Origin of the sequence: Notoacmeibacter marinus (assembly GCF_002238045.1) — a bacterium.
GTDB lineage: Bacteria > Pseudomonadota > Alphaproteobacteria > Rhizobiales > Rhizobiaceae > Notoacmeibacter > Notoacmeibacter marinus.
The window spans coordinates 416729-429374 of sequence record NZ_NBYO01000003.1; the positions used below are offsets into that span (position 1 = coordinate 416729).

General features: G+C 61.4%; 14 protein-coding genes. 6 read left to right on the top strand and 8 right to left on the bottom strand.

What is annotated here, in order from left to right; all coding sequences use genetic code 11:
- Positions 1-119: 119 nt before the first annotated feature.
- From B7H23_RS14345 to B7H23_RS14355, 3 genes are all read left to right on the top strand, one after another.
- Positions 120-725 carry an LOG family protein gene (locus B7H23_RS14345; protein ID WP_094078120.1) on the top strand — a complete coding sequence of 202 codons (606 nt, stop codon included), beginning with the start codon at positions 120-122 and terminating at the stop codon, positions 723-725.
- 70 nt (positions 726-795) lie between these two features.
- The gene (locus B7H23_RS14350) at positions 796-2340 is read left to right on the top strand and encodes a bifunctional GNAT family N-acetyltransferase/carbon-nitrogen hydrolase family protein (protein ID WP_094078121.1); all 1545 of its coding nucleotides are present in this window, start codon (positions 796-798) and stop codon (positions 2338-2340) included.
- 123 nt (positions 2341-2463) lie between these two features.
- Entirely contained in the window at positions 2464-3735 is a 1272-nt protein-coding gene (locus B7H23_RS14355; RefSeq protein WP_094078122.1) for a glycerophosphodiester phosphodiesterase family protein, read from the top strand.
- Between the two features lie 96 nt (positions 3736-3831).
- Here the strand turns inward: B7H23_RS14355 and B7H23_RS14360 are convergent, their stop codons facing one another.
- The 6 genes from B7H23_RS14360 to cysS all read right to left on the bottom strand — a co-directional run bounded on the left by B7H23_RS14360 (position 3832) and on the right by cysS (position 9830).
- Entirely contained in the window at positions 3832-4350 is a 519-nt protein-coding gene (locus B7H23_RS14360; RefSeq protein ID WP_094078123.1) for a 2-thiouracil desulfurase family protein, read from the bottom strand.
- Between the two features lie 72 nt (positions 4351-4422).
- A complete protein-coding gene (rarD, locus tag B7H23_RS14365; RefSeq protein WP_173861921.1) occupies positions 4423-5382 on the bottom strand; it encodes an EamA family transporter RarD in 960 nt (319 codons plus the stop codon).
- Complete coding sequence (gene cimA, locus B7H23_RS14370) at positions 5382-6992, bottom strand: citramalate synthase (RefSeq protein WP_094078125.1); 1611 nt, start codon at positions 6990-6992, stop codon at positions 5382-5384. Before cimA ends, rarD begins: the two co-directional genes overlap by 1 nt.
- A 40-nt stretch (positions 6993-7032) precedes the next feature.
- Positions 7033-7509, bottom strand: coding sequence for a GFA family protein (locus B7H23_RS14375; protein WP_094078126.1), 477 nt, complete (start codon positions 7507-7509; stop codon positions 7033-7035).
- Positions 7506-7964, bottom strand: coding sequence for an endonuclease domain-containing protein (locus B7H23_RS14380; protein ID WP_094078127.1), 459 nt, complete (start codon positions 7962-7964; stop codon positions 7506-7508). Before B7H23_RS14380 ends, B7H23_RS14375 begins: the two co-directional genes overlap by 4 nt.
- A 312-nt stretch (positions 7965-8276) precedes the next feature.
- Entirely contained in the window at positions 8277-9830 is a 1554-nt protein-coding gene (cysS, locus tag B7H23_RS14385) for a cysteine--tRNA ligase (RefSeq protein WP_094078128.1), read from the bottom strand.
- A gap of 297 nt (positions 9831-10127) precedes the next feature.
- Between cysS and B7H23_RS14390 the strand changes: the two genes are divergently transcribed.
- Both B7H23_RS14390 and B7H23_RS14395 read left to right on the top strand, forming a co-directional pair.
- Positions 10128-10319 carry a hypothetical protein gene (locus tag B7H23_RS14390; RefSeq protein WP_094078129.1) on the top strand — a complete coding sequence of 64 codons (192 nt, stop codon included), beginning with the start codon at positions 10128-10130 and terminating at the stop codon, positions 10317-10319.
- A gap of 144 nt (positions 10320-10463) precedes the next feature.
- Positions 10464-10802 carry an SH3 domain-containing protein gene (locus tag B7H23_RS14395; RefSeq protein WP_094078130.1) on the top strand — a complete coding sequence of 113 codons (339 nt, stop codon included), beginning with the start codon at positions 10464-10466 and terminating at the stop codon, positions 10800-10802.
- Positions 10803-10814: 12 nt separating this feature from the next.
- Here B7H23_RS14395 and B7H23_RS14400 read toward each other — a convergent pair whose 3' ends face one another.
- Both B7H23_RS14400 and B7H23_RS14405 read right to left on the bottom strand, forming a co-directional pair.
- Positions 10815-11438, bottom strand: a complete 624-nt coding sequence (locus tag B7H23_RS14400) for a LysE/ArgO family amino acid transporter (RefSeq protein WP_206608915.1) — start codon at positions 11436-11438, stop codon at positions 10815-10817.
- Between the two features lie 11 nt (positions 11439-11449).
- Positions 11450-12196 (bottom strand): SOS response-associated peptidase, encoded by a 747-nt coding sequence (locus B7H23_RS14405; protein ID WP_094078132.1) that lies wholly within the window; start codon positions 12194-12196, stop codon positions 11450-11452.
- A 49-nt stretch (positions 12197-12245) separates the two neighbouring features.
- On the opposite strand from B7H23_RS14405, the gene B7H23_RS14410 reads away from it, so the two are divergent.
- Positions 12246-12635 (top strand): NUDIX hydrolase, encoded by a 390-nt coding sequence (locus B7H23_RS14410; RefSeq protein ID WP_094078419.1) that lies wholly within the window; start codon positions 12246-12248, stop codon positions 12633-12635.
- Positions 12636-12646 lie beyond the last annotated feature (11 nt).

Consider the following 12646-nt stretch of genomic DNA (forward strand, 5'->3'; position numbering starts at 1 on the left):
CGTCTCCCGCCCCTTGAAGGCTTAACGTTTCGTCACTACGAGGCTTAGCCTGCCAGGCGCGCCGAGAAAAGGTTTGGGCACGGTTCGTGCCGCAAGAGGGTGGGGAAAAGGAAAACGCAATGAATCGATCAATTTGCGTCTATTGTGGATCGAGCGACGGCATCGATCCCCGGTTTCTCGATTCCGCCTATGCGCTGGGCGAGCAGATGGCCGATCGTGGTTACGGCCTCGTTTTTGGCGGCGGCATGCGCGGTCTGATGGGCGCCGTGGCACAGGGTGTGAAGGCAAAAAACGGACATGTCACCGGAATCATTCCGGAATTTCTTTTGAACCGGGAAAAGGGCGACGGCGACGCCTCGCTCTTCGATGCCTATCACGTCGTCCAGACCATGCATGAACGCAAGCACATGCTGTTCGATAAGAGCGACGCTTTCGTCGCGCTGCCCGGCGGCATCGGCACGCTGGAAGAGATCGTCGAGATCATGACCTGGGCGCAGCTCGGCCATCACGAAAAACCGATGGTTTTCGCCTCAATCCAGAATTTCTGGTCGCCGATGGAGCGCCTTTTATCGCATATGTCGACCGCCGGTTTCATCCATTCAGCCGACAGGCTGCAGCCCATCACGGTGCCGACGGTGGACGAGATTCTTCCCGCAATCGAGGCGGGCTGGTCCGAAACAGCCCGCCGAAAGGGGCGCGACGCCGCACCGATCGAAAAGCTCTGAGCGCAGCGACTTGCCGGCGAAGCCACCGGCTTTATCTGCGCTGCCACCATCATCCAAAAAGTGCAAGACCATGAAATCCACCAAGGCGAAGCTCGAAATCCGCAATGCGACGGCGGAGGATATCGACGAGATCGTCGATCTGTCGCGGCGGGTCTATCCCGTGGAAACGCCTTATACGCGCGGAATGATCCGCGGCCATATCAACGCCTTCGGGCGAGGCCAGTTCGTCGCGACCTATGAGGGCAAGGTGGTCGGCTATGCGGCAACGCTGCGCGTCAAGGAACGCAAGGCGTTCGGCCAGCACGACTGGATTCAGATCACCGGCGGCGGCTATGCCTCGACGCATGACGGCAATGGCGACTGGATGTACGGTTTCGAGGTCATGGTCGATCCGGCGCGGCGACGCCTGCGTATCGGCAAGCGCCTCTATGACGCACGCCAGGCGCTTTGCGTCGAACTGGATCTGAAGGGCATCGCATTCGGCGGGCGGCTCGCCGGCTATGCCAGAAAGCGCAAGGCCTTTCCCGATCCGGACCAGTATCTCATCGCCGTTGCCAAGCGCGAAGCGAAGGACCCGACGCTCGATTTCCAGATCCGTGCGGGTTTCGAACCCGAGCGTGTGCTGCGTCTCTATAATCGGGAGGACAAGGCGTCCGATGGGCACGCCGCGCTGATGATCTGGCGCAACCCCTATTACGATCCGAAGCTCGACAACCAGCCGGTGACCCGCCTCGATCCGGAAGTCGTTCGCGTCGTTTCGGTGCAGATGGAGGCGCGGACACTGAAGGACACGGAGGAATTCTACCAGGCGGTGGATTACTTCGTCGATGTCGCGTCGGAATATGAAGGCGATTTCGTCGTCTTTCCAGAGCTTTTCACGCTGCAGCTTCTATCCTGCGAACCGGAGGAGCTGGCGCCCGATGCCGCGATTCAGCGGCTGACCGAGCATACCGAAGAGTTCACCACCCGGCTGCGCGACATGGCGGTCAAACGCAACATCAACATTATCGGCGGCAGCCACCCGACAATCGTGGAAGATGGCGACATTCACAACATCGCCTATGTTTTTCTTCGCGATGGCTCTGTCCATTCGCAGGAAAAGATCCACCCGACGCCGGACGAACGGACCTACTGGAACATTCATGGCGGCGATTCGGTGGAAGCCATCGAGACCGATTGCGGGCCGATCGGCGTGATGATCTGCTACGACAGCGAATTCCCGGAACTGGCGCGGCGGCTGGCCGATCAGGGCGCGCGTATCCTTTTCGTGCCCTACAACACCGATACGCGCCACGGCTATTGGCGCGTGCGCTATTGCTGCCAGGCCCGCACCATCGAGAACCAGTGCTACGTCGTGACCTCCGGGATGACGGGCAACCTCGCCAATGTCTCCAATCTCGACATTCAATGGGCCGAAAGCGGCATCTTCACGCCGTCGGATTTCCCATTCGCGCGGGACGGCATCGCCGCGCTCGCCAGCGAGAATGTCGAGCAGGTCTCAGTAGCCGATCTCAACCTCAACTCGGTGACATGGGCGCGCGCCAAGGGCTCGGTTCGCAATATGCGCGACCGGCGTTTCGATCTCTACCGCACCATCTGGAGCGATGGCGGCTGACGGCAGAAAGCACGTCTGCGTCACCCAACCGTCATCGAACCGCAAAGCGGCCGTCATCATCGGCATTCTAGATTGAAGCCGGACGGGCATGATCCCGTCCCTTTTTCTTAGAGGGAGCCTGATATGACCGCATTGCGCACCGCGCTTGCCGCCGCAACCATTCTTGCCGCCGGCCCGGCCTTCGCACAGACCGACGATGCGAAGACCGACACGACCAAGACAACGATCGAAGCGCCGGCCGTCGGCACCATCACCTATGGCGTCCGCCCGGCCTATCTGGTCGACATCATGGATGAAGGCGAGTTGAAGACGAAGCTTCAGACCTGCCTTTCCAACACACCCAAGCAATCGGACTGGTCCATCGGCCATCGCGGCGCGATGCTGGCCTTCCCCGAACACACCGCCGAGAGCTATATCGCCGCGGCGCGCATGGGCGCCGGTATCGTCGAATGCGACGTGACCTTCACCAAGGATCACGAACTGGTCTGCCGCCATGCGCAGAACGATCTTCACACCACCACGAACATCCTGGCCACCGACCTTGCCGAAAAGTGCACCACCGGCTTCACGCCCGCTTCGGGCGATGCGGACGCTTCCGCCGAGTGCCGCGCCTCCGATCTGACGCTGGCCGAGTTCAGGACGCTGGCGCCGAAACAGGATGCGGCCAACAAGAAGGCGACCACCACCGAAGAGTATCTGGACGGCACGCCGAATTACCGCACCGATCTCTACACGCCCGGCGCGCGCCTCGTGACCTTCGCCGAATCGGTCGAACTGATGAAGCAGCTCGGCGTGAAGATGACGCCGGAACTGAAGAAGCCGTCTGTCGAGATGCCGTTCGATGGCTTCAGCCAGGAACAATATGCCCAGAAGATGATCGACGAACTGAAGGCCGCCGGGATGAACCCGTCCGATGTGTGGCCGCAATCCTTCGAGATCGAGGACATCCGCTACTGGATCGCGAACGAGCCGGAATTCGGCAAGCAGGCCGTCTATCTGGACGACCAGTACGACAATGAAGGCTTCGACATTGCCGACCCGTCGACCTGGGAACACAAGTTCGAAGACCTGAAAGCCGAGGGCATCAATTATATCGCGCCGCCGATGTGGATGCTGGTCAAGGCCGAGGGCGACAAGATCGTAGCCAGCGAATACGCCAGGATGGCCAAGGATGCCGGCCTCACCATCATCACCTGGACGGCCGAACGGTCCGGCAATCTGAACGAGGGCGGCGGCTGGTACTTCCAGACCATCGCCGAGGCGACCAATGACGATGGCGACGTCATGAAGCTGATCGACGTTCTCTACAACGAAGTGGATGTTGCCGGGCTCTTCTCCGACTGGCCGGCGACCACCACCTTCTTCGCCAATTGCATGGAACAGGCCAGCAACTGAGGTCTATCCGTTTCGTGTCGGCGCGACCAATCGTTGCGCCGACACGCCGATTCGTCCCACCCAAGGCCGCCGCTTGTCGCTGCTGCGGCCTTCGGATCATGAGCGAAGACGCTCGTCCAGTTCCGCCATACGGGTTTCCGGCCACACTTCGATCCCGGCGGCACGCAAGGCGGCAGTCGTCACGCCCATCCCGTCAATGCGGGTTCCGCTGAACGTTCCGTCATAGATGAAGGTCGAGCCGCAGGATGGCGACCCATCCGTCAGAACGGCGTATCGGCAGCCCATTCGCTGCGCCATCGCTACCGTATCCCTTGCCGCTTTGACGTAGAGCGCCGTCACATCGCGCCCGGTCTTCTCGACAACGGCAATGGTCTCGCTTGAAACCGCCTCGGGGTCCATGGCGCCGGCGGCCGGGCGGGGGCCATCTGCCGGCGGTGGCACAATTTCCGCCGGTGGACGCGGCGTCGGAAAGCCGACCGCCACTTCGGGACAGATCGAAACCACCCTGCCCTCTCCCTGCCATCGCGAAAGAATGGCGTTGCCGGAAAGCTTGTCCTTACCATTGTAGCGAACCGGGCGGCCGAGCAGGCAGGCTGAAACGAGAATGCGATCCATGCGGCATAGATTAGCCCTTGCTCGATTGCCGCACCAGGGCCGGACAAACGAACACGTTCAAAGACAACCGCCTTACGTTTTCGTGCCGGGCTCGACGAGCGGCAGATCGGCGCGGAGACGACGACGCTCGCTCAGAATCGAAACGACGTAGAGCGCCAGCGCCAGCCAGATAAAGGAGAACGCCACGAGACGCGCCCAGCCGAACGGCTCCTTGAAGACGAAAACCGCGATCAGGAAGATCATGGTCGGCGCGATGTACTGCATGACGCCGATGGTGGAGAGGCGCAGCAGCTTGGCGCCATTGGCATAGAGGATCAAAGGAATGGCCGTCGCCACGCCGGCAAAGAGCAGCAGCCCTGTGTCCGCCATGGTGCCGCTGCCGAAGAACGGCTTGTCCCCACCGCTCCAGGTCAACCACATCAGATAGCCAAGCGCGATCGGCGACAGAATCAGGACTTCGAGAAAAAAGCCCTGATTGGGGCCGACCGGCAACGTCTTGCGGAAATAGGCATAACCGCCCCACGAAAAGACAAGGCCGAGCGAGACCAGCGGCAGGCCGCCGCTCTCCCAAGTGAGGATCGCGACGGCGACCACAGCGGAGACGATGGCAGCGAGCTGCAGCCGGGTCATCTTCTCGCGCAGCACGATGGCGCCCAGCGCGATGGTGAAAAGCGGATTGACGTAATAGCCGAGCGAGGTTTCCAGCGCGCGGTCGTTGGCAATGGCCCAGACATAGATCGACCAGTTGATGCTGATGAGCGCGGCCGTAACCGCCGCCATGCCGATAATCCGCCAGTCGCCGAGCGCACGCTTCAGATCGTCGGTCCGGCGGAGCCACAAAATCCACGCCCCGGCGATGGGAATCGACCAGAGAATGCGATGCGCGACCACTTCAACGGGCGCGATATGGGCGACCGCTTTCATGTAAAAGGGCAGGAACCCCCAAAGCAGATAAGCCGAGAGCGCAAACAGGAATCCCGGCAGCGTATCGCCGGTATCGGTCGGGACCGGCATCGGGTTTGATCGGGCCATCAGGCAGCCTTTTGTGCTTTCAGCCGCTCGAAGAGGCAATAGACGATGGAATCCATCATCGCTTCAAAAGAGGCGTCGATGACATTGTCTGACACGCCGATGGTGGTCCAGTGGCGGCCCTGCCCGTCGCGCGTTTCGATCATGACGCGCGTGACGGCCTCGGTGCCGCCATTCAGAATGCGGACCTTATAGTCGACCAGTTCGATATCCTCGATCAGCGTCTGATACTTGCCGAGGTCCTTGCGGAGAGCCACATCGAGTGCGTTGACCGGACCCTTGCCTTCGGCAACGCTCATTTTCTCTTCGCCGTCGATCTCGACCTTCACCACCGCCTCGGCCAGATCGATCTTCTCTCCGACGGCGTTGATGCGGCGCTCCACCACGCAGCGATAGGAGGTGACGTTGAAATAGGCCGGCACCGCGCCGAGATGGCGGCGCGCCAGCATTTCGAACGAGGCGTCGGCATCCTCATAGGCGTAGCCCTCGGCCTCGCGCTCCTTGACCAGTGCAATCAGCGTATCGAGGCGCGGATCGTCTTTCCGGACAGAGATGCCGCGCCGCGCCAGACCCTCGATGAAATTGGCCTTACCGCCCTGATCGGACACCATGACCCTGCGGGCATTGCCGACACTTTCCGGCGCCACATGCTCATAGGTTTCCGGCTCCTTCAGAAGGGCGGAGGCGTGAATGCCCGCCTTCGTCGCGAAGGCGGACGCGCCGACATAGGGCGCCTGCGGGTCGGGCATCCGGTTCAGCAGATCGTCAAACATGCGCGACAGGCGCGTCAGACCCTTCAGCTTTTCTTGCGTGATACCGGTTTCGAAACGCGCGGCGAAGCTCTCCTTCAGCAGCAAAGTCGGGATGATCGAGGTGAGGTTCGCATTGCCGCAGCGCTCGCCGATGCCGTTCAGCGTGCCCTGGATCTGACGAACGCCGGCATTGACAGCGGCGAGGCTGTTGGCCACCGCCTGGCCGGTATCGTCATGGGCGTGGATGCCGAGCCGCTCACCGGGAATGCCCGCTTCGCCAATCACATGCTCGACGATGGCGCACACATCGATGGGCTGCGTGCCGCCATTGGTGTCGCACAGCACGACCCATCGCGCGCCGGCGTCAAAGGCGGTTTTCGCGCAGTCCAGCGCGTAGTCCTTGTTGGCCTTGTAGCCATCGAAGAAATGCTCGCAATCGATCAGCGCCTCACGGCCCGACTCCACAATGGCTTCGACGGACTGGCGGATGTTCTCCAGATTTTCGTCAAGCGTGCAGCCGAGCGCCACGCGAACATGATAATCCCAGCTCTTCGCAACGAGGCAAACGGCGTCCGCCTTGCTGGCGAGCGTGCCGGCGAGCCCCGGATCGTTCGACGCCGAAACCCCGGCCCGCTTCGTCATGCCGAAGGCGGTGAAGGTCGCGGATTTCGTTGCCTTGTTCGAAAAGAACGCCGTATCGGTCGGGTTCGCGCCGGGATAGCCACCCTCCACATAATCGATGCCGAAATCGTCCAGCCATGCCGCAATCTGGCGCTTTTCCTCCAGCGCGAAATCGACGCCCGGCGTCTGCTGGCCGTCGCGGAGAGTCGTATCGAAGAGATAGAGGCGTTCCTTGGTCATGATCCGCCCTTACACCCCGAGCGCCTTCGGGGGAAGCATGTCAGACCTTCGGCCAGTTCTTGTCATCGTCCGTCGGATGGTCGGGATGCAGATTGCTGACGATACTGCCGTAGAAATCCTGCATCTTCGCAGCGTCAGCGGCTCCACGGTCCGGGACCTGATGGAGCGTGGCGAAGAAGGACAGCCGGTTTTCCGGATTGACCTGAACGGCAGGCGGCGCAAGCTCCGGATCGTCCAACGCACCGATGGCGACTTCCACGATTGGTTCGTCGTCCCAGTCGTATTCATATGTCAGCGGCGTGCCACAATGGCCGCAAAAGCCGCGTCGCGCCTTGTTGGACGACGCGAAGCGCTTCGGCTCGCCGCGCGTCCATTTCAGGCCGTGCGTCGTGACGAGCGGGCCGAAAAAGGAGCCGAACGCCTTCTGGCACATCCGGCAATGGCAGATCGAGGCGCCTCCGAGACTTTTCACCTCGAACCGCGCGGCACCGCATTGGCAGCCGCCTGTGATGGTCATGGCTGGGGTTCTCCATTTGGCGACAGCGCCACTCCCTCCCCCTCGAGGGGAGGGTGGACGGGCGTGTCAGCGGCCGGACGGGTGGGGTCGGACGCCATCGAACAGCAACGCTCTGCAATTTCCTGCGCAACCTGCCAGGCATTGACCCGAACGTCCGGCTCATCGATCCGAACGACCCGATAATTCAGAGATGCCAGATAGGCGTCGCGAACCGCATCGTGGTGCCGGCCCGCCGGCGTCTCATGCGTATCGCCATCCACCTCCACCAAGAGTTTCGAGCGAAGACATGCGAAGTCGACAATGTACGGACCGACAGGCACTTGCCGCCGAAAATGCAGGCCAGTGGCTTTCAGATCGCGCAATTCCTTCCAGAGTTCGATTTCGGCGCGCGTCATTCGGTGGCGCAGCGTCCTTGCCTTCTGGCGGGTCTCGGCGGCGATACGGGTGCGGGGCATGACTTTCTCCCGGTTTTGGCAGGACGATAGTGGCGGTCGAGACCTCGTTCAACAACCCCACCCGTCTCGTGGCTGCGCCACGATCCACCCTCCCCTCAAGTGGGAGGGACTGGCGATTGTCATTCGCCACAGGCGAAATCGTTTAGTTTCCTCACCCGGATCGCAAGAGAGCGACATTTCAGAGCGTTCGTGTCGCACGGTTGCAGTGGAGGTTCCGCATCGAAAGCGGCACCATCCCTCCCCCTCGGGGAGAGGGTGGACGGGCGCGTCAACAACCGGACGGGTGGGGTCGCACTGTCATCGAATACGACCCTACCGCTTCACCTCCCAAGTGGTCACACGTTCGCCGGTTTCGGAATCCTTTGAATCCTTTAGCTGGATTCCCTGAGTCAGAAGTTCATCGCGGATACGGTCCGCCTCGGCCCAGTTCTTTTCGCGGATGAAAGCAAGGCGTTGGTCGATCATGCATTGAATATGATCTTCGTTAAATGCAATCAGTTGAGCTGCTTCTTCGACCGACAGACTGATTATGTGATCGAATGACATCAACCCAACAGTCCGCAGCGCTGCAAATGCAGCCAATGCGCTCTCACCCCGATCAACTTGGTCCACAAGTTCGTTAATGCGCCGAAAAAAACGTGAAAAATCGATGTCATCGTAGAGCGAAGCTAAAGCTTCGACATCTTCAAATGGATGATTTTCCCAAATCTCGCGACGATCTGATGTAGTGTTCCAGGCCGTCTTTGCTGGTATCAACCTGCACCATTTCTCGAAGATATTTGAGGCCTCCTCCAACCTACGCACACTGAAGTCGATCGGCTCGCGATAGTGCGTCATCAGCATGGCGAGGCGCAGCACCTCGCCCGGCCATTTGCGGCCACCGAATTTGTCCGTTTCCAGCAGATCGGCGATGGTGACGAAATTGCCCTCGCTCTTGCTCATTTTTCGGCCTTCAACCTGCAGGAAGCCATTGTGCATCCAATATCGGGCCATGGCCTCTGAACCATGGGCGCAGCGGCTCTGGGCGATCTCGTTTTCGTGATGCGGGAAGATCAGGTCGAGCCCGCCGCCATGAATGTCGAACGTCTCGCCGAGATAGGCGGCGCTCATCGCCGAGCATTCGATGTGCCAGCCGGGGCGCCCATGGATGGTGCGTTCCGCGCCTTCCGAACGAAACACCGCATCCCAGCCGGGCTGATCGGCCGCGCTTTCCTTCCACAGTACGAAATCGGCCGGGTTCTTCTTGTGGCCCTCGACAGCGATGCGCGCGCCAGCCTGCTGCTCATCCAGATTGCGCTTCGACAGGCGCCCATAATCGGTCATGGACGCGGTATCAAAGAGCACTTCGGCGCCCTCCCCGCCCTGCGCGATATAGGCGTTGCCGCGGTCGAGCAGCGTCTGGATCAGGCTCGCCATATCGGTCTTGCCGTCGGCGCGCGGCAGGACGAACTCCGTCGCGCGGGGCTGGACGGTCGGCGGCAGGCAACCAAGGGCCGCGACGTCCTTCTGATACTGCGCGAAGGTGGTTTCGGTGACCTGCCGGATCGCCGCGTTCAGCGTCAGTTCGCCGGCGTCGATCTTCGGGCCGAAATCGCGCAGCGCCCGCGCATTAATCTTGTCGTCGACATCCGTGATGTTGCGGACATAGGCGATACGGGAACCGTCCGGCGCATTTCCCTCTCCCGGATAAAGGTGGCGCAGCAGCCTAAACAGCACATCGAAGACGATGGCCGGGCGCGCATTGCCGATATGGGCGTAATCGTAGACCGTCGGCCCGCAGACATACATCTTCACATTGTCGTGATCGGCCGGTTCGAAGACCTCCTTCTGGCGGGTCATCGTGTTATAGAGGCGCAGTTCGGTCATGTCGGCTTTCCGGGTTTTCGGCGCGGCAGAAAAGGGCCGCCCTTTTGCGCCCAGCGACAGGAAAGCGTCAAGCGGCGGAGCCGTGACACGAGGAGAATGTGAAGGCCAGCTTCGATGCTATTCTTGTGGCGCTCAGGCAACAACGATGGCCAAACCGTCCATTTACCATGATGAAACACCATGGAACCGGCAAAGCCGACTTGAGTTAGCCAATTGTAAAGCAGATCGTTTCATTGTGATGCATAAGCGTAAAAAGGCGGCCCAAAGCCTTTGACGGCCGCTAGCAAGGAAGAGCCAATGGCACTGGAAATCGTCGAAGCCGTTCAAGCCGCCAAGCGTTGCGAAGACGCCGCTCGCCAGAAAGAACGGCGCTTCGCGTCGAGCAAGCAGGACGGGCAGCTCACGCCGAAATACAAGTCGATCGCCCATCCCGCCGTGTCCGGAGCGGTGGCGGGGCGGTGCGGCAACGGCTCCGGTCGCTCCAACTAAGCGATTCCGCCGACCTTCAGCTTTTCATCGATGCCGTTCGCGACATGCGAGCGGCATTGTGCGTTTCACAGTGTCGATTTTGTTGCGCGATGGCGGGTTCTTCGGCATTCTGCGGTCGAGGGACACGTATTGGAGGATCCAATTATGGCCCGCCCGTACCATCATTTGCTCGGCCTTCTCGCTGCTCTTTCGCTTGTCGCTACAACGCTACCGGCACAGGCGACGTCCGGCCCCGGCTGTCTCTATGTGGTGAATGTCGCACCCTATGACGTGCTCAACATGCGCGCACGGCCCAGCGCGCGTTCGGCCATCGTCGACCAGTTGCCTCCACGACGGCATGGCATCATCCACCTCGATGCGAAATGCCGTCCGCTCAGCCGGCCGTGGGGTTCGCGCTGGTGTCCCGTCACCCATTACGATGGCAACCGGGTGACCAAAGGTTACGTCAAAGCTCGCTATATCCGTGACTCCGACTGCCCGTGATCGGCAGGCTTTTCAGAGCTGCATCAGCAGCTTGGCGCCAATCGCCGCCATCACGATTCCGATCAGCACGTCGAGCACGCGCCATGCATTCGGTTTGGCGAAAAGCGGCGCCAGAAGCCGCGCGCCATAGCCGAGGCTGAAGAACCAGGCGAAGGACGCGATCACCGCGCCCGCGCCATAGGCGATGCGGGCCGCACCCTCATAGCGGGACGAAAGTGAGCCGAGCAGCAGCACCGTATCGAGATAGACATGCGGGTTGAGGAAGGTGAAGGCAAGGCAGGTGGCAATGGCGGCCGTAAGGCTGCCGGACTTCTCCGGCGCGTTCGCTGGCGTCATCGCAGCCGGTCGCCAGGCCCGGTGGAATGCAATGGCGGCATAAGTGAAGAGAAAGGCCGCGCCGCCAAGCGTGACCCAGAAGATCAGCGATGGCGAGCCGCCGATCAGCGCGCCGAGACCGGCAACGCCGGCAACGATCAGCAGTGCGTCGGACAATGCGCAGATCAGACAGAGGATGAAGACATGCTGGCGCAAAAGCCCCTGCCGTAGAATGAAGGCGTTCTGCGCGCCGATCGCGATGATCAGCGTCGCGCCGAGCGCGAAGCCCGTGCCGAACGGTGCGAAGAAGGCGGGCGTCATTTCCATCACCGCTATTGGCCGAAGAGGTTCATCTGCGAGGGTGGATCGGCTTCGGCCATCTCGTTCTGCGCAACGGCCTCCTGCAAATCCGGTCCCATATTCGCCACCTTGTTCACACGCTCCGACACCGGCACGGCCTGCCAGAAATCCTCTGCCACCGGCTGTAGCAGATCGCTCACATGGCGCGGCTCGTATCGTCTTCCATCGAGCCAGCGGTCGAATGCGGCCTGCGGGATCGTGACCGGCATTCGGTGGTGGATCGGCCTCAATGTCGCGTTCGCCGAGGTGGTCAGGATCGCCGCCGTTTCGACTTCCGAGCCGTCCGGCGCCAGAAAGAGGCTGTAGAGGCCGGCAAAGGCCACCAGTCCGCCAGCGGCCGGACTGACCCAGAACGGTTGCGGCTTGCCGCCACCATCGCGCCGCCACTCATAAAATCCGGTGGCGGGGATCAGAACGCGACCATGGCGCATAGCGCCGCGAAAGGCCGGTTTTTCGGCGGCTGTCTCGCTGCGCGCATTGATCATCAGCGGCAGGTCAGCCGGATTTTTCGCCCAGGACGGCACAAATCCCCACCGCACCAGCCGCGCCTGCCTTTCGCGCAGGTTCGAGCCCGCCGGGCGATCCGTATCTCGCATGACGATCACGATCGGCTGGGTCGGCGCGATATTGTAGCGCGGGGGAAACGGTTCGACCGGATCGAGGTCGAAATAGTCTTCGACCGCCTCTGCCGGGCTGGTAAGGGAAAAGCGTCCGCACATGCGGGCCAACCTTTCCGCCGCTTCGGGCGGCGTCAAGTGGAGTTCGAGCATGGTCGAAGCGATTCAGGGCGTGTCCGTCATCGTATGCCGCGGCGACCGGTTCCTGCTCGTCCGCCGCGCCCGACCGCCGCTTCAGGGCCAACTGGCCTTTCCTGGCGGACGCGTAAGGGAGGGAGAACCACTGGAAGAAGCGGCCCAACGCGAACTCATGGAAGAAACCGGCCTCGCCACCGGCGCCATGAAGGCTGTGGACAATTTTTCGATCGATACGGACATGGCATCATTCCACCTCCATGTCTTTTGTGCCGAAGCCGAGGGTGAGGCTCGCGCCGGCAGCGATGCGGCCTCGATCCACTGGCTCACCCTGGCACAGATGAACGCCATGGACGGTTCGATCACCGCCGATACGCTGCGCCTGGCGCGGAAAATGGCTTGCTGATGAGCGGATCG